The following is a 24,433-nucleotide window of genomic DNA, read 5'->3' on the forward strand; positions in this document are numbered from 1 at the left end:
GGGGTAAGGCGAAGGTGGCGTGATGCCAAGGTGTGTCGCGAAAGCCACTTTCGCGACGTCAGATGTCCCGAAAGTGGCTTTCGCGACGCGGCCGCTGGGTGGTCGTGAGTGTTTCGGGTCGTTAGAACGCAATGCCACTCAGCTTGAGTTGATCATGAGCGGGGGTCTTCAGTGGCCGCCGGTCTGCTTGATCAAGCCGGATAAGTCACCGGCAGCGGACCCGGCGTGCGACTGTCCACACGGGACACCGATCGAGATCCGTGTGCCCGATTTGGGTGCTTTGCGCGGCTGCGTGCAGGGGTCGTGAGTGGCAATGAGCGTTAGAACGACCTTTGCCACTCACGACCCCTTGACAAAGCCGCCCATTTCGTCATCAATCGGACATTCAGTCAAGGAAATGTGTCCACAATGGACGCTCGGGGGCGTGGCAGCTCCCGTCAGGCAGGGCAACCGAGCGCTTGACCTGCGGCCGCTGAAGATCCCCGCTCATGATCAACTCAAGCTGAGTGGCATTGCGTTAGAACGACACATGACACTCACGACCACCCAGCGGCCCCCTGTCCTTGGACACTCCGCACGGGGCCGGCTCCCGTGGCGGTCCGGAACCTCGCCATGAAGGCTTCCTGGCTACCTTGAAGTCAGCGAAATGCTCGCGGCCTCAGCCGGCATCGTCACCGCACGAAACAAGAAACAAGATCCTTCGGCGCCACGCCGAATCACCACCCGAGCGACGCGCCCGCGCCACGCCAAGCGGAGGCCCTAGGGGCACTTAGGGGTGGGGACACCGCCACTACGCGAATAGCGTCGTTCATGGCTCGCACACACCGGGAATCCCTGACTGAGAAGGCAACGATGACTGATCTCGCCAACGTCGATCCCAGCATCAGCGATCTGCCTACCTTCCCGCTGGCCCGCAAGTGCCCATTCAGCGGCACCCCGGAGTACGACCGCCTCCGCGCCGAAGAGCCGGTCAAGCGAGTCCGCATGCCGGTCACCGGCAAGCCCGCTTGGGTGGTGGCCCGCCATGACCTGGTGAAGGACGTCCTCAACAGCCCCACCATGAGCTCCAGCTGGAAGAACCCCGGCTACCCCCACCAGGTCCCCCTCTCCGAGGACTTCCTCGCCAACGTGGAACTCCCCCTGCTCGCCCTCGACGCCCCAGCCCACACGGTCCGCAGGCGCCTGCTGATCCCGGAGTTCACCGTCAAGCGCATGCAGGACCTCCGCCCCCGCATGCAGCAGATCGTCGACGACCGCATCGACGCGATGCTGGCCGACGGCGGCCCGATCGACCTGGTCCAGGCCCTCGCCGTCCCCGTCCCCACCCTGCTGTTCGCCGAGCTGATGGGCGCCCCGCCTGAGGATTCGGCCATGTTCCGGCGGCACGCCGAAGCCACCATGACCCGCGGCATCGACGCCGAAGCCCTCGACCACCTCCAGACGCGCATGGAAGCGCACCTGGACAAGCTGGTCACCGAGAAGGCAAGCCACCCCACTGACGACCTGCTCAGCCGCATCATCGGCAAGAACAGGGAGGACGGCGAACTCCAGCACCACGAGATGGTCGCCATCGCCCGCATGCTCATGTTCGGCGGCTTCGACACCGCCGCCAACATGATCTCCCTTGGCACGCTCACCCTGCTGCGCCATCCCGACCAGCTGGACCAGATCAAGCGCGACCCGTCGCTCACCCCGAAGGCGATCGGCGAGCTGCTGCGCTATCTGAGCATCAACGATTCCGCCAGCGGCCGGGTCGCCACCGCCGACACGAAGATCGGTGACGTGCTGATCCGCGAGGGCGAGGGCGTCGTGCTGCTCTACGGCTCGGCCAACCGCGACGAGGACGTGTTCCCCGACGGCGACACCTTCGACATCCACCGCGACACCCGCGGCCATGTCGCCTTCGGCGGCGGCGTGCACCAGTGCCCAGGCGCGAGCCTGGTCCGGCTGGAGTTGGAGATCGTCTTCAACACGCTGTTCGCCCGAATCCCCGGGCTGCGCCTCGCGGCGCCGTTCGATGAGCTGTCGTTCAAGGAAGACGCGCTCGTCTATGGCATGTACGCGTTGCCGGTGACCTGGTGAGCCGGCCGCACCTGGAGGTGGACCGCGAGCGGTGCGTCGGCACCGGCTCCTGCGTGTTCGCCGCCCCCGAGGTATTCAGTCAGTCCGAAGTGGACGGACGGGTCGTCGTGCGGGACAACCATCCCGGCGAAGACCAGCGTGAGGCCGTCGAAGAGGCGGTCGACGTGTGCCCCGTCGCGGCGATCCTGCTGCGCGGCGCGGCCGAATCAGAGGGAGCCCGACCATGACCGGATCCGTCGTGCTGGGCGGTGGACTGGCGGGGATGCTCGCCGCCGCGGCGCTGGCCCGCCACTGCGACACCGTCACCGTCGTCGACGGCGACACGTTCCCCGCCGAGCCCGCCCCGCGTCGCGGCCTGCCGCAGGGCAAGCACAGCCACATGTTCATGGCGGGCGGCGTGGAAGCGCTCAACGCGCTCGTGCCCGGCCTGGTCGACGCGCTCGTCGCCGGAGGCGCGAACCGGCGCGGGATGCCGTGGGCCATGCTCACCCTTTCCGCGGGTGGCTGGTTCCCCCGCCACGAGGGCCCCTCGTACATCGTGGTGTGCAGCCGCGACCTGATCGACCACGTGGTGCGCGACCGGGTGCTGCGCGACCCCAAGATCAGCCTCGTCCCCGCCACCCGCGTCGTCGGCCTCACGGGCGACAGCGCACGGGTGACCGGTGCCCGCGTGTCCGGGGCGGACGACGTGGAGCGGGTGCTGCCCGCCGACTTCGTCGTCGACGCGACCGGCAGGCGCTCCAAGGCGCCGGAGTGGCTGGCCGAGCTGGGGGTGGACACGGTCGACGAGGAGTTCGTCGACTCCGGCCTGGCCTACGCGACCAGGCTGTTCACCGCGCCGAAGGGCACCAGCCCGGAACTACCCGCTGTGCTGGTGCAGCCGCGCGCCGGGACCGGCGAGCCCGGCCGGGGCGGCACGCTGTTCCCCATCGAGGGCGACCGGTGGATTGTCACGATGACCGGCACCCGCGGCGGCGAGCCACCGACCGACGACGCGGGTTTCGTCGAGTTCGCCCGGTCGCTGCCGAGCCCGCTCATCGCCGAGCTGTTCGCCAAGGCCGAGCCGATCACCGACGTGGCGCCCTACCGCGGCACCGTCAACCGGCGGCGCCACTTCGAGCGGATCGATGGCCCGGAGGGCTTCGTGGTGCTCGGCGACGCGCTGGCCGCGCTGAACCCGGTGTACGCGCACGGCATGTCCGTTGCGGCCCAGGAAGCCTTGGCGCTGCGCGACGAGCTGGACAGTATCGGCGTCAAGCCAGGGCTGGCCGCCGCCGCGCAGGCCGCGATAGCCGCCCGGGTGGAGACGCCGTGGGCGATGGCGGGGGATCAGGACCTCGCCTTCCCCGACGTGCGCACCAATCGGCGGCCGTCGCCGCCGCCGAGTCAGCAGGAACTGGACTTCCTGGCCCGGATGGCGCAGACCGCGCTCAGCGAGCCCGAGGTCGCCAACGCCCTGTTCGGCGTCTACACGCTCATCACGCCGCAGGCGGAGATGATGACGCCCCGCCTGCTGGAGCTGATCGAGCGCGGGCCGACCGCGGCGCCGCTGACCGCCGAGGCCGCCGTCGCGAACTTCCCGGAGTTCGGCGACCTTCTGTGACGTTTCCGGTTGTCCACTTTCCAATGAATGCCAAGGGGGTGCCCCGTGGGCGGTGACCGGTTTCCCTGGGTGGTGTCGGGGGCGGGTGCGGCTGCGCTGCGCGGGCAGGCCGCCCGGCTGCGGGAGCACCTCACCGGCGACATCTTCCGTCCGGTCGATGTCGGGCTCACGCTGACCAGCCGGTCGGCGCTGCGGCACCGCGCCACGGTGATCGGGTCCGATCCGGAGGAAATGCTGGCCTCGCTGGACGCGGTGGCCGCCGGCCGGCCCGGCGTCATCGCCGGCGTCGTGGCAGACCGTCCTCGGGTCCTCATCGACTACTCCGACGGGGAACCGGTGAACGCGGGTGCGCTGCTCGACGCATACCCGGCGTTCGCCACGCGGATCGCCGAGTGCGGACGGGCACTGGCCGACGTCGTCGACTGGGACCTGGAGCGGGTGCTGCGGTCGGGCGCGGACTCCCCGGACGTGGCCGGCGTCGCCACGTGGGCCGTCCAGGTCGCGCTGGCTGAACTGTGGCGGTCGTTCGGTGTCGTCCCCGACGCCGTCCTTGGCGACCGTTCCGGTGAGGTCGCCGCCGCTTGTGTCGCCGGCCTTCTGTCCCTCTCGGACGGTGCGCGGATCGCGGTCGTGCGGTCGAAGATGGTCGCCGCGGGCGCGGGTGCCACGGTCGCGGTGCGCGAGGCGATGTCGGTGCTGCTGGGCCAGGTGCGGACGACGACAGGCCGGATTCCGCTGTACTCCGGGCTGGCAGGGGAGGAGAAGGCCACCCTCGACGCCGACCACTGGTACCGCGGCCTGCACGAGCCGTCCCGCCGGGCGGACGCGTTGGCCGAAGCCCGTGCCGACCTGGTCATCGGAGCAGGCTCCGACCTGCTCACCGGGCTTGCCGAGGCGTGGGTGAAGGGCGTCGCCGTGAACTGGCCGGCCTGGTTCGCGGGCGCCGACGCGGTGCCGGTCGACCTTCCGACGTACGCATTCCAGCGCAAGCGCTACTGGATGGACGCGACGCGCGGCGACCGTGCCGTCAACGGGGCGGACTCGATCGACCACCCGCTGCTTGCCACCGTCGCCGAGCTGGCCGACGGCACGGGCCACCTCTTCGTCGGCGACATCGCGACGCGAACCCACCCATGGCTGGCCGACCACGCCGCGCTGGGCACGGTGCTGCTCCCAGGCACCGCCTTCGTCGAACTGGCCTTGTGCGCGGGCGAACGCCTCGACGCGGGCACGCTCGCGGAGCTGACCCTGGAGGCGCCGCTGCCGGTGCCCGCCGTGACGTCCGTCCGATTACAGGTGATGGTGGGCGCCCCAGAGCCCGACGGTGGCCGCACCGTCGCCATCCACTCCCGCGTCGCGGACGGTGCGTGGGTACGCCACGCCGTCGGCACCCTGACCTCCCGCTCCGCCGACGTCCCCGCCGCGATCGCCTGGCCCCCGCCCGGCGGCGAGCGCCTCGAGCTCACCGACGCCTACGACCTGCTGCGCGAGCGTGGCTACGCCTACGGCGCCACATTCCAGGGCCTGCGCGCCCTGTGGCGACAGGACGATGTTCTGTTCGCCGAGGTCTCCCTTCCCGAGTGGACCCACCCCGACGCGGTCCGGTGCGTGCTGCACCCCGCCTTGCTCGATGCCGCCCTCCACGCCGACCTGGTCGCGGGCCCGGACAGCGGGCCGGTCCTGCCGTTCGCCTGGCACGGCGTGACCGCCCACTCGACCGGCGCGACCACTCTGCGCGTGCGCCTCGCCCCGGCTGGGCAGGACAAGACCGAGATCACAGCGGTGGACGAGGCGGACCGCCCGGTCCTGTCGGTGACCTCGCTGTCGGCCCGCCCGGTCACCGCCGACCGAATCGCCGCGGGCCGCTCCACCACCGCCCCGCTAGGCCTGGTCTGGAACCCCGTCCCCCTGCCTGAGCCCGCCGCTTCCCTCCGCCTGGCCTCGCTGAACGAGGCGAACCCCTTCGAACTCCCCGGCTACACCGAGGTCCCGGACGCCGAGCTTGTCCTCTGTCCCATCACCCGGTCCGGCGGTGCTGTCCCCGACGCCGTCCGGGCGAGCGCCGCCCGCGTTCTCGAGCTCGTCCAGCGCTGGCTGGCCGAAGATCACGCCGCCCGTCTCGTCGTCATCACCGCCGAGGCCATGGCGGCCGGCCCCGCCGAGTCCGGTGACCCCGCCCTTGCGCCCATCTGGGGACTCGTCCGCGCCGCCGAAGCCGAACACCCCGGCCGGTTCGTCCTCGTCGACACCGACAGCTCCGCCGAGTCCACCGCCGCCCTGCACGACGCCTTGGCGCTCGGGGAGCCCGAGTTCGCCCTGCGCGCGGGCGAGGTCCGGGTGCCAAGGGCAGCCCGCCGCGCGCCCACCGACTCGGCCCCACGGCTCGACCCTGACGGCACCATTCTCGTCACGGGTGGCACCGGCGGACTCGGCGCGGTCGTCGCCCGCCACCTCGTCGCCGCGCACGGTGTGACACGGCTGCACCTGGTCTCCCGCCGCGGCCCCGCCGCCCCCGGTGCCGGCCAACTCCGCGACGCCCTGACCGCGCTCGGCGCGGAGGTCACCATCGCCGCCGCCGATCTCGCCGACCGGGACGCGGTCGCCGCGCTGCTAGGCGGCATCGATCGGCTGACCGGCGTCGTGCACTGCTCGGGCGTCCTCGATGACGGGGTGATCGAGTCGATGACACCCGAACGGCTCGACGCCGTGCTGGCCGCCAAGGCCGACGCCGCCTGGCACCTGCACGAACTCACCGAGAACCTCGCCGTCTTCGCGGTCTTTTCCTCGGCCGCCGGCGTCCTCGGCGCGGCGGGCCAGGCCAACTACGCCACCGCGAACGTATTCCTCGACGCCCTCGCCGCGCACCGTCGCGCACAGGGCCTGCCCTGCACCGCCATCGCCTGGGGTCTCTGGGCGGGTGACGGCATGGGCGCGCACCTGACCGAGACCGACTTGAGCAGGCTGCGCCGCCAGGGCTTCCCCGCACTGTCCCAAGAGGATGGTCTGGCGCTCTTCGATGGCGCTCTGCGTGCCGACACCCCGGTCGTCCTCGCGCTCAAGCTCGACATTCCGGCACTGCGCGCCGACGGAGCGAGTCAGCCGGTGCTCCGTGACCTGGTCCGGGCCCGCCAGACCCAGACCGCCGACTCCGACCTGGCCCGCAGGCTGACCGGGCTGACCGGCGCCGACCGCGACCGGGCTCTGCTCGACATCGCCCGCGCCCATGTCGCCACCGTGCTGGGACATGAGACCACGGACGCCGTCGAGCCCGATCGCGCGTTCTCCGAATTGGGCTTCGACTCCCTCGCCGCCGTCGAACTGCGCAACCGCCTCCAGACGGACACGGGGGAGCGGCTGGCCGCCACCCTCGTGTTCGACCATCCGAGCTCCCGCGCCGTCGCCGAGCACCTACGCGACCGGATCAGCGCGCCTCCAGTCGCCCGCCAGGCCGTCGTGACCGCCAAGACCGACGAGCCGATCGCCATCGTCGCGATGGCGTGCCGCTACCCGGGCGGCGTGCGCTCGCCGGAAGACCTCTGGCGCCTGGTCGACGATGGTGTCGACGCGACCTCCCCGTTTCCGGCGAATCGTGGCTGGGACGTCGACGGCCGCTACCACCCCGAGCCCGGCACCCCCGGCCGCACCTACACCCGCCGCGGCGCGTTCCTGCACGACGCCGGCGCCTTCGACCCCGCCTTCTTCGGCATCTCGCCCGCCGAAGCGATCGGCATGGACCCGCAGCAGCGGCTGCTGCTGGAGCTGTCCTGGGAGCTGTTCGAGCGGGCGGGTGTCGACCCGGCCACGCTGCGCGGCAGTGACACCGGTGTCTTCACCGGCGTCATGTACCACGACTACCCGCTGGCGAGTGCGATCGGCTCGATCGTCTCCGGCCGCCTCGCCTACAACTACGGCCTGGAGGGGCCCGCGATCTCGCTGGACACGGCGTGCTCGTCGTCGCTGGTCGCGCTGCACCTCGCGGTTCGTTCGCTGCGGTCTGGCGAGTGCTCGCTCGCGGTCGTCGGCGGTGCGACCGTCATGGCCACCATGGACACATTCATCGAGTTCAGCCGCCAGCGCGGGCTTTCCTCGGATGGCCGCTGCCGCTCCTTCGACGCCGCCGCCGACGGCACCGGCTGGGGCGAGGGCGCGGGCCTGCTGCTGATCGAACGCCTCTCCGACGCCCGGCGGCACGGCCACCCGATCCTCGCGATCGTCCGCGGCACCGCCGTCAACTCCGACGGCGCGTCCAACGGGCTCACCGCCCCCAACGGCTCCGCTCAGCAGCGGGTGCTCACTCAGGCGCTGGCCGACGCCGGGCTCGAACCCTCCGATGTGGACGCTGTGGAGGCGCACGGCACCGCGACGACCCTCGGCGACCCGATCGAGGCGCAGGCCCTGCTCGCCACCTACGGCCAAAACCGGACCGAGCCGCTCTGGCTCGGTTCGATCAAGTCGAACATCGGCCACACCCAGGCCGCCGCCGGGGTCGCCGGTGTGATCAAGATGGTCGAGGCCATCCGCCGCCGCGCCCTGCCGCGCACCCTGCACCTGACCGAGCCCACCCCCGAGGTCGACTGGACATCGGGCGCGGTCGCCCTGCTCGCCGAGCCACAGCCATGGCCCCACGCCGACCGGGCCAGGCGCGCGGGGGTGTCGTCCTTCGGGATCAGCGGCACCAACGCCCATGTCATCATCGAGCAGGCCGACGCCCTCGACCGGTTCGCGCTGCTGTTCACCGGACAGGGCGCCCAGCGCCTTGGCATGGGCCGCGACCTGTACCACCGGTACCCGGAGTTCGCGTCCGCCTTCACGGCGGCGGTGTCCGAACTGGACGACCACCTCGCGACCCCGCTGCTCGACGTCATGTGGGGCGACGACGACTCCGCCCTCGGCCGCACCGAGTACGCGCAGCCCGCCATCTTCGCGATCGAGGTCGCGCTCTACCGGCTGCTGGAGTCGCGTGGCGCCGCGCCGGACTTCCTGGCCGGGCACTCGATCGGCGAGCTGGCCGCCGCGCACGTGGCCGGAGTGCTGACCTTGCCCGACGCCGCCCGCCTCGTCGCCGCGCGTGGACGACTCATGGGCGCGCTCCCGCCGGGTGGCGCGATGCTGGCGGTCCAGGCGAGCGAGGCCGATGTGGCGCACCTGTGCGGACCGGACCTCGCGCTCGCCGCAGTCAACGGCCCCGACGCCGTCGTCTTGGCGGGCGCCGAAGCGGCCGTCGAGGCGGCGCGCGCGGCGCTCAAGGACCACAAGACCAAGCGCCTCGCCGTGTCGCACGCCTTCCACTCCGCCCTCATGGAGCCGATGCTCGCCGATCTCGCCGAGGTCGCGCGGTCGATGACCTTCCATGAGCCGCGCATCCCGATGGTGTCGACGGTCACCGGCAAGATCGCCACCGACCTGTGCGACCCCGACTACTGGGTGCGCCAAGTCCGCGCCACCGTCCGCTTCGCCGGCGCCCTGCGCACCCTCGCCGCCGAGGGCGTGTCCCGCTTCGTCGAGCTGGGGCCCGAAGCCGTGCTGTCCGCGGCGGGACCCGCCAGCGTGGAAAACGGCGTCTTCGTCCCGGCCGTCAGCAGCCGCGACCCGCGGGCGCTCGACACCGCGTTCACTCTCCTGGGCCTGCAGGCCCGCCCAGTGGGTGACGTCGTGCCACTGGTCATCTCGGCACCGACCGCGGACACGCTCGCCAGCCAGGCCGCCGCGCTCCGCGAGCCGCTGGCCGAGAACCGTCCGCTCGATGTCGCGTTCGCCGCGGCGACCACCCGCACTCCGATGCGCCACCGTGCCGTCGTCGTCGGCGCGGACCGGGAGGAGTTGTCGCGTGGCCTCGACGCGGTCACGACGGGGGAGCCGGTCACGACCGGCGGGCTCGCGTTCTTCTTCACCGGCCAAGGCGCCCAACGCCTGGGCATGGGACGGGAGCTGGCGGCCGTGTTCCCGGTGTTCGCCGAGGCGTTCGACGCCGTCGTCGCCGAGCTGGACCGCCATCTGGACCGGCCGCTGCGCGACGTCGTGTGGGGCGACGACCAGGACACCCTCGACCGCACCGAGTTCGCCCAGCCCGCCCTGTTCGCCATCGAGGTCGCGCTGTACCGGTTGTTCCGGTCCTGGGGCGTGACGCCGGACCTGCTGGCCGGGCATTCCATCGGCGAGCTGGCCGCCGCGCACGTCGCGGGTGTCTGGACGCTGCCGGACGCCGCCCGCGTCGTGGCCGCCCGCGGCAGGCTGATGCAGGCGCTGCCGCCGGGCGGTGCCATGGTCGCGCTGACCGCGACCGAGGCCGAGGCCCTGACGCTGTGTACCGACCAGGTGAGCGTCGCCGCGGTTAACGGGCCCGCCTCCGTCGTGCTGTCCGGGCAGGCCGACGCGATCGCCGAGATCACCGCACGGTTCGTCGCCGACGGCCGCAAGGCCAAGCGGCTCGCGGTCTCGCACGCCTTCCACTCGCCGCTGATGGAACCGATGCTCGACGAGTTCGCCGCCGTCCTCGCGGGCGTGGAGTTCGCCGAGCCCGCCGTGCCGATCGTCTCGACGGTGACCGGTGACTTGCTCAAGGACTGGAACGACCCGGGCTACTGGGTTCGCCAGGTCCGCGAGCCCGTGCGGTTCGCCGACGCCTTGTCCGCCGTGGACCGTCTCGGCACGGGCACCGGCTTCGAACTGGGACCGGATGCGGTCCTCACGGCTATGGGCGCCGACTCGAACCTGGGCGGATTCATCGCCGCCCTGCGCCGCGACCGCGGTGAGGAACACGCTGTCGTGACGGCCGTGGGCGCTGTGCACACCCGCGGTCACGCCGTCGACTGGCAGGCGTTCTTCGCAGGCCGCGGCGCCCGCCGCGTCGACCTGCCCACCTACGCCTTCGGGCACCGGGAGTTCTGGCTGGAGGCGCAAGCGGCAGGCGACGCGACCGCCGTCGGGCAGACGGCCGCCCTGCACCCGCTGCTCGCCGCGGTCGTCACCCTGCCGGAGACCGGCGGGGTCGTGCTGACCGGCAGGCTGGGCGTCGCCAACCAGCCGTGGCTGGCCGACCACACCGTGCACGGCGTGCCCGTGTTCCCGTCGGCAGGCCTGGTCGAGCTGGCCCTGCACGCGGGTTCCTATGTGGACACTCCCATGCTCGCCGAGCTGACCGTCGAGCGGCCGCTCGTCACCGCCCACCTGGTCGCGGTCCAGGTCGCGGTCGGAGCGGCAGGGGAAAGCGGCGTCCGGCCGGTCTCCCTGCACTCCCGCCGCGAAGGCGGGTCATGGGTGCGCAACGCCGTGGGCACGCTCGCCGCCGCGGACGACGCGCCCGTCGACCTGACCGGCGAGGACGTGGACGTTCCCGACGGCATCGACCCGTCGGGGTACGGGCTACACCCCGCCGTGCTCGACGCCGTGCTCGCCGGGGACGGCGTCATCGCTCGTCGCTGGCGCCGGGTCGTCCTGCACTCCCCGGGCGCACATCCGGCCCGGGTTCGGAGGAGTTCGCCGCCCGACGACGGTGTGGGCGTCGCCGTGTTCGACGCCATGGGCTCGCCCGTGCTCACCGTGGAATCCGTGGTGTCCGGCCCGGTCACCCCCGAGGAGGTCGCCGTGCCCGACGACTCGCCCGCCCCGTCCCTGTTCGGCCTGCGGTGGGAGGTCCTCGCCGACCCGCCCGCCCCGGACGGCACGCACTTGGTCACCATCGAGGAGGCACGCGGGCTCGACACCGTGCCTGCCGTCGTCATCTACCGTTGCCCCCACGCGGACGGGACGCCCGCGGAAGCCGCGACCGCGGTGGCCCGCGAGGTGCACGAGGTGCTGGACGAGTGGCTGTCGGACCCCCGCTACGCCCACGCCAAGCTCGTCATCGCCACCGACCGCGGCGTCGTTATCGAGGACAGCCCGATCACCTTGGCGCAGGGGCCGCTCTGGGGTCTCTGCTGGTCAGCACAGGACGCCAACCCCGGCCGGTTCATGCTGCTCGACACCGACGACAAGAGCGACGCCCTGCTCTCCGCCGTCGCCATGACCGGCATGCCGGTGGCGGGCCTGCGGGAAGGCCGTGTTTTCGCCCCGCGCCTGCTTCCCGCGCCCGACAACGCGAACCCCGCGCCCTGGCGCACGGGCGGCACGGTCCTCATCACCGGCGGCGCAACCGGTCCAGGCGCGCTGATCGCCCGACACCTCGTAGCCGCGCACGGAGTACGCAAGCTGATCCTCACCGGCCCGCCCGCCCCGGACCTCGTGGCGGAACTGACCGCCGCGGGCGCCGAAGTCCGCATCTCCGACGATCTTCCGGAGCTGCCCGACCTGGCGGGCGTCATCCACACCGACGGGGCGGCCGACCCAGCGGCCGACGACGCGGTCGTCGACACCGTGGTGCTTCCGCGCGCCGAGCGGGCCTGGCGGCTGCACGAGCTGACCCGGGACATGGACCTGTCGGCGTTCGTCCTCGTCTACAGCGCCGCCGGTCTGCTCCCCGGCCCGGCCCAGCCCGTATACGCCGCGGCGAACGTCTTCCAAGACGCGCTCGTCCGCCACCGCGCCGCCGCCGGGCTACCCGGCCTGTCGCTGGCGCTCGGCCCGTGGAGCGTCGACGGCTCGCCCGGACTTGCCCCCGCCCAGGCGCTCGCCGTCTTCGACGATGCGGTCCGCAGGCCCGACCCGGTGCTCATGCCGCTGGTACTGGACCAGATCGCCGCCCGCGCCGAGGTACCGAGCGCCCCGGCTCCGATGTCGTTGCGGGACCGGCTCGACGGCTTGACCGACGGCGAACGTGACCGCGTCGTGCTGGACGCCGTGCGCGGGCAGGTCGCCGACATCCTCGGCCACGACGGCCCGCACGCGGTCGGCACGGACGACCCGTTCACCGATCTTGGTTTCGACTCGCTCGCCGCGGTCGAACTGCGCAAGCGGCTGTCCGAGGCGACCGGCCTCGACCTGCCCGCCACGCTCGTCTTCGACCACCCGACCGCCCGCGGCGTCGCCGGGGTGGTCGCCGACGGGCTCATCGCCCCGACCGACCCGATGCGGTCCGTGCTGACGGAGATGGACCGCCTCGACGCCGCGCTCGCCACGCTGACCCCGGTCGACGGCGACCACGACCGGGTGGCCGCCCGCCTTGAGGCGATGCTGCGTCGCTTTCGCGACGACCGCGGCGCTCCCGCCGAACCCGACGCGGACCTGGCGAGCGCCACCGACGACGAGCTGTTCGACGCCCTCGATCGCGAATTCGGCCTGTCCTGAAGGAAACGGTGGTTCTTCCCATGACAAGCGACGCCGACGACAAGCTCAGGGACTACCTGAAGCGCGCGACGGCCGACCTCCGGCAGACCCGGCTGCGGCTGCGGGAGGCGGAGGAGCGTGCCCACGAGCCGATCGCGGTGGTCGCGATGGGCTGCCGGTTCCCGGGCGGTGTGGAGACTCCCGAGGACCTGTGGGCGCTGGTCGACTCCGGTGGGGACGCGATCAGCGCGTTCCCGGAGAACCGCGGCTGGAACGCCGCCGCGCTGTTTCACCCAGAGCCCGCCACGCCTGGCCGTACGTACTCCGTCAACGGCGGATTCCTGCACCAGGCGGGCGAGTTCGACGCCGACTTCTTCCGGATGAGCCCGCGCGAGGCTCGCGAGACCGACCCGCAGCAGCGCCTGCTGCTGGAGGTCGCGTGGGAGACCGTCGAGCGCGCGGGCATCGATCCGACCTCCCTCCTGGGAAGCCGGACCGGGGTGTTCGCGGGCGTCGCCTACCACGACTACGCGGGTCGCGCGCCCTACGGCGAGCGCGGCATCGGCGCCCTCGGCAGTGTCGTCTCCGGACGCGTGGCCTACGCACTGGGCCTGGAGGGCCCGGCGGTCACCATCGACACGGCCTGTTCGTCCTCCTTGGTCGCCCTGCACACCGCCGCCCGGTCGCTGCGCGCGGGCGACTGCGACCTCGCCCTGGTCGGCGGGGTCACCGTCATGAGCACACCGGACGCCTTCGTCGGCTTCAGCCAGGACCGCGGTCTCGCCCCGGACGGCCGGTGTAAATCCTTCGCCGCGGCCGCCAACGGCACCGGCTGGGGCGAGGGCGTCGGCCTGCTGCTGGTCGAACGCCTCACCGACGCCCTGCGCGAGGGCCGCACCGTGCTCGCGGTCGTGCGCGGCACCGCCGTCAATTCCGACGGCGCGTCCAACGGCATCTCCGCACCCAACGGTCCGTCCCAGCGGCGGGTCATCGAAGCCGCGCTCGCCGACGCGCGGCTGGCCGCGGCCGAGGTCGACGAGGTCGAGGGCCACGGCACCGGCACTGTGCTCGGCGACCCCATCGAGGCGCAGGCGCTGCTGGCCACCTACGGCCAGGGCAGGCCCGCCGACCAGCCGTTGTGGCTGGGGTCGGTCAAGTCGAACATCGGGCACGCGCAGGCAGCGGCGGGCGTGTCCGGCATCATCAAGATGGTCGGCGCGCTGCGCCACGGCGTGCTGCCCCGGACCCTGCACCTGGACGCACCAACGTCCAAAGTGGACTGGACGGCCGGCGGCATCCGGCTGCTCGACACCTCGATCCCGTGGCCGGACCGAGAGCGCCCGCGCCGCGCGGGCGTGTCGTCGTTCGGGCTCAGCGGAACCAACGCCCACGTCATCCTGGAGCAGGCGCCTGAAGCGGAGCCGGTGTCCGAGCGCGAACCCCGGTCGTGCGCCACGCTGGCCTTCCCGTTGCACGCCCGGAGTCCGGCCGCGCTGCGGGCGCAGGCCGAGCGGCTGCTCGCCCACCTCGCCGACCGCGCCGGCCGCGATGTCGAACTGGAGGACATCGCGTACTCGCTGGCCACCACTCGCGCGGAGATGGAATGTCGTGGCGTCGTCATCGCGGCCGACCGCGACCACTTGGTGCGTGGGCTGACCGCGCTCGCCGCCGACGGGCCCGCACCGGGCCTGGCGCGCGGGGTCGTCCAGCCGGACGGGCTGACCGCGTTCCTGTTCACCGGCCAGGGCGCGCAGCGGATCGGCATGGGCCGCGAGCTGCACCGGGCCTACCCCGAGTTCGCCGCCGCGTTCGACGACGCACTCGCGGCGATAGACCCGCATCTCGACCGTCCGCTGCGCGAGGTGATCTGGGGCGAGGCCGCGGAGCGGTTGAACCAGACCGGATACGCCCAGTGCGCGCTGTTCGCCGTCGAGGTGGCCCTGTTCCGGCTGCTGTCCGCGTGGGGCGTGCGGCCGGACTACCTCGCGGGCCACTCGGTCGGCGAACTCGCCGCCGCGCACGCCGCCGGGGTGCTCGGCCTCGCAGACGCGGCCGCGCTCGTCGCCGCCCGCGGCAGGCTGATGCAGGCACTGCCCGAGGGCGGCGCGATGGTCGCGATCCAGGCAGGCGAGGACGAGGTGCTTTCCGTGCTGGTCGACGGGGCCACCGTCGCAGGCGTCAACGGTCCGATGTCCACAGTGGTCTCCGGCGACGTCGACGCCGTGCTCGCCGTGAAAGCGCACTTCGACGCGGACGGGCACAAGACCAAGCGGCTCGCCGTGTCCCACGCTTTCCACTCCGCGCGGATCGAGCCGATGCTGGCCGAGTTCGCCCGGCTCGCCGCGAGCCTGACCTACGCCGAGCCGGTCATCCCGGTCGTCTCCACGGTCACCGGGGACCGGTCCGCCGACCTGGCATCGCCGGAGCACTGGGTGCGGCAGGCCCGCGCCGCCGACCGCTTCGGCGATGCGGTCGCGTGGCTGGCCGAGCAGGGCGTCGGCACGTTCATCGAGGTCGGCCCGGACGCCGCGCTCTCGGCCACGGTGCCCGACTGCGCTCCCGGCGCCGTGGTCGCCCCGCTGATGCGCCGCGACCACGCCGAGGCGGCGCAGCTGATGACCGCCCTCTCCGCCGCCCACGTCGCGGGCACCCGGGTCGACTGGGCCGCCGCGTGCCCCGGGAGGCGGGTCGAACTGCCCACGTATCCCTTCCAGCGCTCGTGGCACTTCTGGGAGACCTCGCCCGCCACCGCCGATCCGGTCGACGGCTCGTTCTGGTCGGCCGTGGCCCTCGCCGACGCGGACGTGCTCGCCGAGCGGTTCGACGTCGCTCCCGAGGCGTGGCGGGCGGTGCTGCCCGCGCTGACGCGGTGGCGAGAACGGCATCGAGAAGAGTCGACTGTGGACGGCTGGCGGTACCGGGTGGTGTGGCGTCCGGTTCCCGAAGCGCCCGCCACGCCGGACGGGACCTGGCTCGTGGTCGTCCCGCCCGGGCTTCCCCGTGAGTTCGTCGACGGCCTTCGCGGGTTGTCCACTGTGGTCGTTTCAGTCGACACCGCCGATCGGTCCGCGATCGCCTTGCCGTCCGGGCCGTTCGCGGGTGTGCTGTCCCTGCTCGCTCTCGAGCACGCCGCCGACCGCCCCGGCGTGGCGACCGGAACCCTGCGCACGGTCGCCCTCGTGCAGGCCCTCGCGGACACCGGGATCACCGCGCGCCTGTGGTGCCTCACCCAGGACGCGGTCGCGGCCGAGCGCACCGACGAGCCCGTCGACCCGCGCCGCGCGGGACTGTGGGGCCTCGGCGTGGGCTTGGCGCTTGACCACCCCGACACCTGGGGCGGCCTCGTCGACCTGCCCGCGGCCACGTGCCCGGACACCCTTGCCCGCGTGCTCGCGGCCATCGCCGACGGGACCCAGGACCAGGTCGCCGTGCGCGCGTCCGGGTTGTACGCCCGCCGCATGGAGCGCGCCCCGCTCGACGGCGCACCCCCGGTCCGGACGTGGACCCCCGACGGCCTGACCCTGATCACCGGCGGCACCGGCGGACTCGGCGCCCACGTTGCCCGTGACCTGGCCGCCGCCGGCGCGGACCATCTGATGCTGGTCAGCAGGCGCGGCCTCGCCGACGACGAACTGGTCACCGAGCTGACCGGGCTCGGCGCGAAGGTGACCGTCGCGGCCTGCGACATGGCCGACCGCGCGTCCGTCGCCGCACTCCTGGACGGGCTACCCGAGCCGCCGACCGCCGTCTTCCACGCTGCGGGCGTCATGCAGCACCTGGGACCGGTGACAGGGCAGAGCATCGACGAGTTCGCTGACGTCGCTGCCGCGAAGGTCGGCGGAGCGCTGCTGCTCGACGACCTGCTCGGCGACCGCCCGCTGTCGGCGTTCGTACTGTTCTCCTCCGGCGCCGCGGTGTGGGGAAGCGGCGGCCAGGCCGCGTACGCCAGCGCCAACGCCTGCCTTGACGCCCTTGCCCACTCGCGCCGCGCCCGCGGCCTGACCGCGACCGCGATCGCCTGGGGTCCGTGGGAGGGCGGCATGGTCGACGGCGCGGTGGCGGCGGCCGCCCGGCGGGTCGGCGCTCCGCCGATGTCGCCCCGGCTCGCGGTCCGCGCGCTGCGGCAGGCGCTCGATCACGACGAGACCGACCTGGTGGTCGCCGACTTCGAGTGGTCCCGGTTCGCGCCGACGTTCCGCATGTCCCGCCCGCACCCGCTGCTGGACGGCATCCCCGAGGCGGCCATCGCCGACGACAAGCCCGCCGTCGACCCGGGCCTGGCCGGGCTGAGCCCCGCCGACCGGGAGCGGACCGTGCTGGACCTGGTGCGCACCAACGTCGCCGCCCTCCTTGGCTACGACGACCCGAGCGCGCTGGACACCGCCAGGTCCTTCACCGACCTGGGGTTCGACTCCGTCGCCGCGGTCGACCTGCGCGGGCGGCTCGGCTCGGCCACCGGGCTCAGCCTGCCCAGCACGCTGGTCTTCGACCACGCCAACCCGACCGCCCTGGCCGGGTTCCTGTCCGCCCGACTGGCCGAGGACGACGCCGTCGATCTCGACGGTGAACTCGACCGGATGCGGCAGCGGCTGGCGGAATCCCCGCCGGCGGCGGGGGAGCGGGACCGCATCGCCGCCCGCTTGCGCGCGCTGGCCGACTCCCTCGCCGCGCCCGTCGATGTCGACCTCGCGTCGGCCTCCGCCGACGATGTGCTGGCCTTCATCGACTCCGAACTCGGCTTGCAGGAAGGGTGATCGGGTCGTGACCGCTGACGATCGGCTGGTCGAGGCACTGCGGGCCTCGCTGAAGGAGACCGAGCGGCTGCGCGTTCGCAACCGCGAGCTGACCGACGCGGCTGCCGAGCCCATCGCCATCGTGGCCATGGGCTGCCGCTACCCGGGCGGGATCGCCTCGCCGGAAGACCTGTGGCGTGTCGTGGCCGGCGGCGTCGACGTCGTCTCCGACTTTCCCTCCGATCGCGGCTGGGAGGTCGAACGCCTATTCGACCCGACGGGTGAGCGGCCCAACACGACCTACGTGCGCCGAGGCGGCTTCCTGCACGACGCCGCCGATTTCGACGCCGGACTGTTCGGCATCAGCCCCAACGAGGCCCGGATCATGGACCCGCAGCAGCGGCTGCTGTTGGAGGTCTCCTGGGAGGCCTTCGAGCGCGCGGGCATCGACCCCCTCTCCTTGCGGGGGACCGACACCGGCGTGTTCGCCGGCGTCATGTACCACGACTACCCGGCCAACGCGAACACCGGCTCGGTCGTGGCAGGCCGGCTGTCCTATGTGTACGGACTGACCGGTCCATCGGTCACCCTCGACACCGCGTGCTCGTCATCGCTGGTGGCCATGCACCTCGCGGCCCGCTCGCTGCGGGCGGGGGAGTGCACTCTCGCGTTGGTCGGCGGCGTGACCGTCATGGCCACCCCGGAGACGTTCGTGGAGTTCAGCCGTCAGCGCGGATTGTCCCCAGACGGTCTCTGCCGCTCATTCGCGGCGGGCGCGAACGGCACCGGCTGGGGCGAAGGGGCGGGCGTCCTGCTGGTCGAACGCCTCTCCGACGCCCAGCGTCTCGGCCACCCCGTACTCGCCGTCGTCCGCGGCTCCGCGGTCAACCAGGATGGCGCGTCGAATGGCTTGACGGCCCCGAGCGGCCCCGCGCAGCAGCGGGTGATCCGCGCGGCACTGCGGAACGCGGGCCTTGTCGCCTCCGAGGTGGACGTTGTCGAGGCTCATGGAACGGCGACCACTCTCGGTGACCCGATCGAGGCGCAGGCCCTGCTCGCCACCTACGGCCAGGACCGATCCGCACCACTGTGGCTGGGCTCGGTGAAGTCGAACATGGGTCACACCCAGGCGGCGGCGGGGGTGGCCGGGGTGATCAAGATGGTCCAGGCCATCGGGAAGGGCATCGTTCCGCCCACACTGCACGTGGACGAGCCGACCTCGCACGTGGACTGGACGGCAGGCAAGGTCCGACTCGCGACGGAAGCCCTGCCATGGCCCGACGGCCGGCGCAGGGCGGGGGTGTCGTCGTTCGGGATCAGCGGCACCAACGCGCATGTGATCCTCGAACAGGCGCCGCACACCGAGCGCGCGCCCACCCGGCCACTGCCCGTCGTTCCCCTGCTGCTGTCCGGAAAGGACGCGACCGCGCTCCGCGCCCAGGCGAACCGTCTCGCCGTTCACCTGTCGTCGTCGGACCTGACCGTGACCGACGCGGACCCCGCGCTCGACGACCGCGCGCCGGGTGGCCGAGGGGTCAGGCCCGCATACCCCACTTCTTCGGCTGATCCGATGCTGACCGACGTCGCCTACACCTTGTCCGGCCGAGCCCGGCTCGACCACCGCGCTGTCGTCGTCGGGGCCGACCGAGACGAACTCGTCCGTGGCCTGACCGCGCTCGGCGAGTCGGTCCCGGCCCGCTCCGGCGGCGCGATCGCGTTCCTGTTCACCGGCCAGGGCGCCCAGCGGATCGGCATGGGACGGGGGCTCGCCGACTCGTTCCCCGTGTTCGCCGCCGCGCTGGACAGTGTCGTGTCCGAACTGGACAAACACATGGACCGCGGGCTTCGGGACGTCATCTGGGGCGATGACCAGGCGCTGCTCGACGACACCGGCTACGCCCAACCATGCCTGTTCGCCGTCGAGGTCGCGCTGTACCGGCTGGTCGAATCCTTCGGCGTCACCCCAGCCTTCCTGGCCGGGCACTCCATCGGCGAGCTCGCCGCCGCGCACGTCGCCGGGGTGTTCACCCTGGCCGACGCCGCCGCGGTCGTGACCGCCCGGGGCAGGCTGATGCGTGCCCTCCCGGAGGGCGGCGCGATGGCGGCCATCCAGGCCACTGAGGACGAAGTCGCCCCCCACTGCTCAGACCGCGTGGTCATCGCCGCGGTGAACGGTCCCGCCGCTGTCGTCGTCTCCGGCCATGCGGACGCCGTGGCCGACCTGGTGGCTCACTTCGCCGACCGCAAGACGACCACGCTCGCGGTGTCGCACGCGTTCCACTCGCCGCTGATGGACCCGATGCTGGCCGACTTCCGCGCCGTCCTGGCCCGCGTCACCCTCAGCCCCGCCAACCGGCCGCTCGTCTCCACGGTGACCGGCGAGCGCGCGGGTGAGGAACTGCTCGACCCGGCCTACTGGGTCCGCCAGGTGCGCGAGCCCGTCCGCTTCGCCGACGCTGTCCGCGCTCTGCGCGACGCCGGGGCCACCCGCTTCCTCGAACTCGGCCCCGACGGCGTGCTCACCGCGATGGCGTCGCAGACCGTCGAAGCGAATGTCAGCACGCCGACAATGCGCCGGGACCGGCCGGAGCCCGCGACCTTCCTGACCGCGCTCGGCCACCTCCACACCGCAGGTGCCGCTGTCGACTGGAGCCCCCTGTTCACCGACGCGGCACTGACCCCCCTGCCGACGTACGCCTTCCAACGCCGGCGCTACTGGCTGGACCCGGTCGGCTTCCTCGCCGACTCCTGGCTGGGCGCCGACATCGGCGGCCTCGCCGCGATCGGCGTCGACCCGGCACGCCATCCGCTGCTGGGCGCTGAAGTCGTCGCTCCGGAAGACGGCACAGTCGTCCACACCGGCGCACTCTCCCTCGCCACCCACCCGTGGCTGGCCGACCACGCCCTCGGCGGCACGGTCCTCGTCCCCGGCGCCGCCCTGGTCGACCTCGCCATCACCGCCGGCGACACGATCCAGGAGCTGACCCTCGACGCCCCGCTGATCCTGCCCGAGCGCGGCACCGTCTTCCTCCGCGTCGTCACCACACCTGGCCGGACGGTCACCATCCACTCCCGACCGGAGCCCGACGCGCCCTGGACCTGCCACGCGACCGGCCTCCTCACCACGGCCACCGCCACCGGCGAGCCCCTGACCGACTGGCCCCCCGCCGCTGACCCCATCGACCTTCACACCCTCTACGACGACCTCGCGGACGACGGCCTCGACTACGGTCCAGCCTTCCGTGGCCTGCGCTCCGCCTGGCGGTCCGGCCAGGACGTGTACGCCGAAGTCGAGCTCCCCGACGACGTCGACGTCGACGGCTTCACCCTCCACCCCGCCCTCATCGACGCCTGCCTGCACGCGATCGCCCTTGGCCCCGAAGGCAGGCAACCCCGCGTGCCCTTTTCCTGGACCGGCGTCACCGCGCACGCCGCCGGCGCCACCGCCGCTCGCGTCCGGATTCGCCGGACCGGCGACGGCGCGGTATCCCTGGCCATCGCCGGCCGCGACGGCCAACCGCTGGCGACCGTCGACGGTCTGGCCCTGCGCCGCATCCACCCGGCGGCCCCGGACTCCCTGTTCCACGTCGTCTTCACCCCGGTCGAGCCGATCGGCGCGGCAGGAGACCACCGGGTGCTGATCGTCGAACCCGGCGACGTCCACACCACCCTTCACGCCGTGCTCGCCCACCTCCAGCATTACGACGACCCCGTACCGCTCGTCGTGGTCACCAGCGGCGCGGTCGGCGAGGACGTCACCGATCTGGCAGGCGCGGCCGTCTGGGGCCTCGTCCGCTCGGCCCAGTCGGAGAACCCGGGGCGGTTCGTCCTCGCCGACGTCGACGAACTCGCCGGAATCGCCATCGCCGTCGCCACCGGAGAACCGCAGGTCGTCGTCCGCGACGGCAAGGCCCATGCCGCCCGGCTCGCCCGGGTGCCCAGCGTCCCCGCCGACATCCCGACGTTCGATCCGGCGGCGACCACGCTCCTCACCGGCGCCGCAGGCGCCCTCGGCAAGCTCTTCGCCCGCCACCTGGTCACCACCCACGGCGTCCGCCACCTGCTGCTGGTCAGCAGGCGTGGCCCGGACGCCGACGGTATGCCCGAACTGCTGGCGGAGCTGTCCGAACTCGGCGCGAAAGCCACGGCGGCCGCCTGCGACGTCGCCGACCGCGACGCCCTCGCCGCCACCCTGGCCGCCATCGGCCCGGCCCACCCGCTGCGGGTGGTCGTCCACGCCGCAGGCGTCCTCGACGACGCCACCCTGCCCGCACTCACCCCGGATCGCCTGGACCGCGTGCTGCGGCCCAAGGTCGACGCCGCCATGGCCCTGCACGAGCTCACCACCGACCTCGACGCGTTCGTGCTGTTCTCCTCCGCCGCGGGCGTGCTCGGCAACCCCGGCCAGGCCAACTACGCCGCCGCCAACGCCTTCCTCGACGCCTTGGCCGCCCATCGCCGCGCCAACGGCCAGCCCGCTCACTCGCTGGCGTGGGGACTCTGGGCCGACGGCATGGCGGACCACCTGACCGAGACCGACAACGACCGGATCACCGGAAGCGGTGGCCGTGTGCTGGCGGAGCCCGAAGGAGTGGCGCTGTTCGACCGCGCCATCGCCGTCGACCTGCCCGCCGTGGTCCCGATGGGCCTGGACTTCGCCGCACTGGCCCGCGTTGACGATCTGCCCCCGCTGTGGCGCGGCATCGTCCGTGCCCGCCCGGCGCGCACCCCGGGCGAGGACCCGATCCAGCTTCGCCGACGCCTGGCCGCACTCAGCGACGGCGATCGCGAACGCGAACTGCTCGACCTGGTCTTGCGCCGCGCCGCCACCGTCCTCGGCCATCCCGACGCGGACGTCGTCGATGCCGAGCGCGACTTCCTCGAGGCGGGCTTCGACTCGCTGAGCGCGATGGAACTGCGCACCGCCTTGGCCTCGGCGACCGGCCTGACCCTCCCGCCCATGGTCGTGTTCGACACCAAGGCGCCCGCGGGCCTGGCCACGTGGCTGGCAGGCGCTTTCGCCGACGGCGAGCCGACACCGCGACCGTCCACTGAAGACCTTGTGAGCGCCCTGTTTCGCCAGGCCATCCTCGAAGGCCGCTCGACGGCGGGCTTTGCCCTCTTGCGCGCGGTCGCCGACCTACGCCCCCAATTCACCTCCGATGCCGACCTGGGATTGCGACCCGTCCACCTCGCCGACGGCCCGGCCCACCCCAAACTCATCTGCCTCAGCACCCCGATGGCCACCGGCGGCGTGCATCAGCACGCCCGGCTCGCCGCCCCGCTGCGCGGTGTCCGCCCGGTGATCACCCTGCCGACACCGGGATTCACCGAGGGCGACGCCCTGCCCGAGTCGGCCGAAGCGGTCGTCGAGGTGCTCGCCGACGCCATCCTGCGCGCCGCCGACGGCGAGCCGTACGTGCTGCTCGCCTATTCATCGGGCGGTCTCATGGCCAACGCGATCACCGCGCGGCTCGAACGCGAAGGTGCCGGCCCGGACGGTTTGGTGCTGATCGACTCCTACCGCGTCGACGGTGGTGGAGTCAGCTCAGGAGTCTTCGACGAGATGAGCCGCGCGCTCGTCGCGCGCGACTCGGAGTTCGGGCTGTTCGACACCGCGAGCCTGTCGGCGATGACCCGCTACTTCGACCTGCTGCCCCACTTCACCCTCGACCCCGTCGCCGCGCCCGTCCTGTTCGTCGGCGCGGGCCGCTCGTTCGTGCCCGGCGACGCGGGCGACGATTGGCGCGCGCTGCCGTGGGACCCGGCGCACGAGCTGCGCACGGTCCCCGCAACGCACTTCACCATCGTCGAGGAAGACGCCGAGGCGACCGCCCGGGTGATCGAGGACTGGATCGGGAAGAGGAGCACATGACCGTCGCCGCCAGCAAGAAAGGCCGGATTGCCTTCGGCGAGCACAAGACGTGGTACCGGGTCACCGGCGACCTGACCGCGGGCCCGCCGCCGATCGTGGTCGTCCACGGCGGTCCGGGAAGCACCCACGACTACCTGCTGTCGATGGCCGACCTGGCCGAGCACGGCTGGCCGGTCGTGCACTACGACCAGATCGGCAACGGCGGATCGACTCACCTGCCCGACCGGGGCGCCGACTTCTGGACCGTCCAGCTGTTTCTGGCCGAACTCGACAATCTCCTGCGAGCGCTCGGCATCGCCGACAACTATGTCCTCTTCGGACAGTCATGGGGTGGCCTCCTCGTCGCCGAGCATGCCGCCGCGAAACCGGTCGGCCTCAAAGGCATCGTCGTCGCCAACGCGCCCGCGTCCTACCCGCTGTGGCTCGCGGAGATGGACGTTCTCCGCGCAGCCTTGCCCGAAGGCGTCGAGAAGACGCTGCGCGAGCACGAGGCGGCCGGCACGACCAGCAGCGACGAGTACCACGAGGCGATGCGCGTCTTCTACGAGCGCCACGTATGCAGGCTCACCCCATGGCCGCGCGACTACCAGGCGTCCTTCTACGAGATCTACAACGACCCGACCGTCTACTTCACCATGAACGGCCCCAGCGAGTTTCACGTCAACGGCACGCTCAAGGACTGGGGCGTGGTCGACAAGCTGCCCGAGATCGCTGTGCCGGCCCTGGTGCTCTCCGGTAGGCACGACGAGGCCACCCCCGTCACCGTGCGCCCGTATGCCGAGCTGATCCCGGACGTCCGGTGGGAGCTCTTCGAGGAGTCCAGCCACCTTCCCCACCTGGAGGAGCCCGAGCGGTTCACCGAGGTGATGCTGGAGTACCTGAAGGGACTGGGGTGAAAGGCTCAGTGGTGACCACTTAGGGACCGGTAGGGGTGTCCGA

At 72.6% G+C, this 24,433-nt stretch carries 7 protein-coding genes; all 7 read left to right on the forward strand.

The features are described 5' to 3' along the window. The first annotated feature begins 852 nt into the window (after window positions 1–852). The 7 genes from DL990_RS13400 to DL990_RS13430 are packed head-to-tail and all read left to right on the forward strand — an operon-like array spanning window position 853 to window position 24,390. On the forward strand, window positions 853–2,082 hold the full coding sequence (locus DL990_RS13400) for a cytochrome P450 (RefSeq protein ID WP_125783286.1): 1,230 nt from the start codon (window positions 853–855) through the stop codon (window positions 2,080–2,082). After that, the gene (locus tag DL990_RS13405; protein ID WP_233598764.1) at window positions 2,079–2,309 is read left to right on the forward strand and encodes a ferredoxin; all 231 of its coding nucleotides are present in this window, start codon (window positions 2,079–2,081) and stop codon (window positions 2,307–2,309) included. Before DL990_RS13400 ends, DL990_RS13405 begins: the two co-directional genes overlap by 4 nt. Further along, entirely contained in the window at window positions 2,306–3,685 is a 1,380-nt protein-coding gene (locus tag DL990_RS13410; protein WP_125798839.1) for an NAD(P)/FAD-dependent oxidoreductase, read from the forward strand. The genes DL990_RS13405 and DL990_RS13410 overlap by 4 nt, the downstream gene beginning before the upstream one ends. Before the next feature lie 45 nt (window positions 3,686–3,730). Next, the gene (locus DL990_RS13415) at window positions 3,731–12,907 is read left to right on the forward strand and encodes a type I polyketide synthase (protein WP_158632610.1); all 9,177 of its coding nucleotides are present in this window, start codon (window positions 3,731–3,733) and stop codon (window positions 12,905–12,907) included. A 20-nt stretch (window positions 12,908–12,927) separates the two neighbouring features. Then, on the forward strand, window positions 12,928–17,640 hold the full coding sequence (locus DL990_RS13420; protein ID WP_125798841.1) for a type I polyketide synthase: 4,713 nt from the start codon (window positions 12,928–12,930) through the stop codon (window positions 17,638–17,640). A 7-nt stretch (window positions 17,641–17,647) separates the two neighbouring features. Beyond that, complete coding sequence (locus DL990_RS42295) at window positions 17,648–23,494, forward strand: type I polyketide synthase (RefSeq protein WP_125798842.1); 5,847 nt, start codon at window positions 17,648–17,650, stop codon at window positions 23,492–23,494. Beyond that, entirely contained in the window at window positions 23,491–24,390 is a 900-nt protein-coding gene (locus tag DL990_RS13430; RefSeq protein ID WP_125783296.1) for a proline iminopeptidase-family hydrolase, read from the forward strand. The genes DL990_RS42295 and DL990_RS13430 overlap by 4 nt, the downstream gene beginning before the upstream one ends. The last annotated feature ends 43 nt before the right edge of the window (window positions 24,391–24,433 follow it).

This window comes from Amycolatopsis sp. WAC 01416 (assembly GCF_003947485.1).
Classification (GTDB): domain Bacteria; phylum Actinomycetota; class Actinomycetes; order Mycobacteriales; family Pseudonocardiaceae; genus Amycolatopsis.

Coding starts and splice junctions, on each gene's coding strand:
- DL990_RS13420 (WP_125798841.1), top strand. CDS start 12,928: ATGACAAGCGACGCCGACGACAAGCTCAGGGACTACCTGAAGCGCGCG.
- DL990_RS13400 (WP_125783286.1), top strand. CDS start 853: ATGACTGATCTCGCCAACGTCGATCCCAGCATCAGCGATCTGCCTACC.
- DL990_RS13410 (WP_125798839.1), top strand. CDS start 2,306: ATGACCGGATCCGTCGTGCTGGGCGGTGGACTGGCGGGGATGCTCGCC.
- DL990_RS13430 (WP_125783296.1), top strand. CDS start 23,491: ATGACCGTCGCCGCCAGCAAGAAAGGCCGGATTGCCTTCGGCGAGCAC.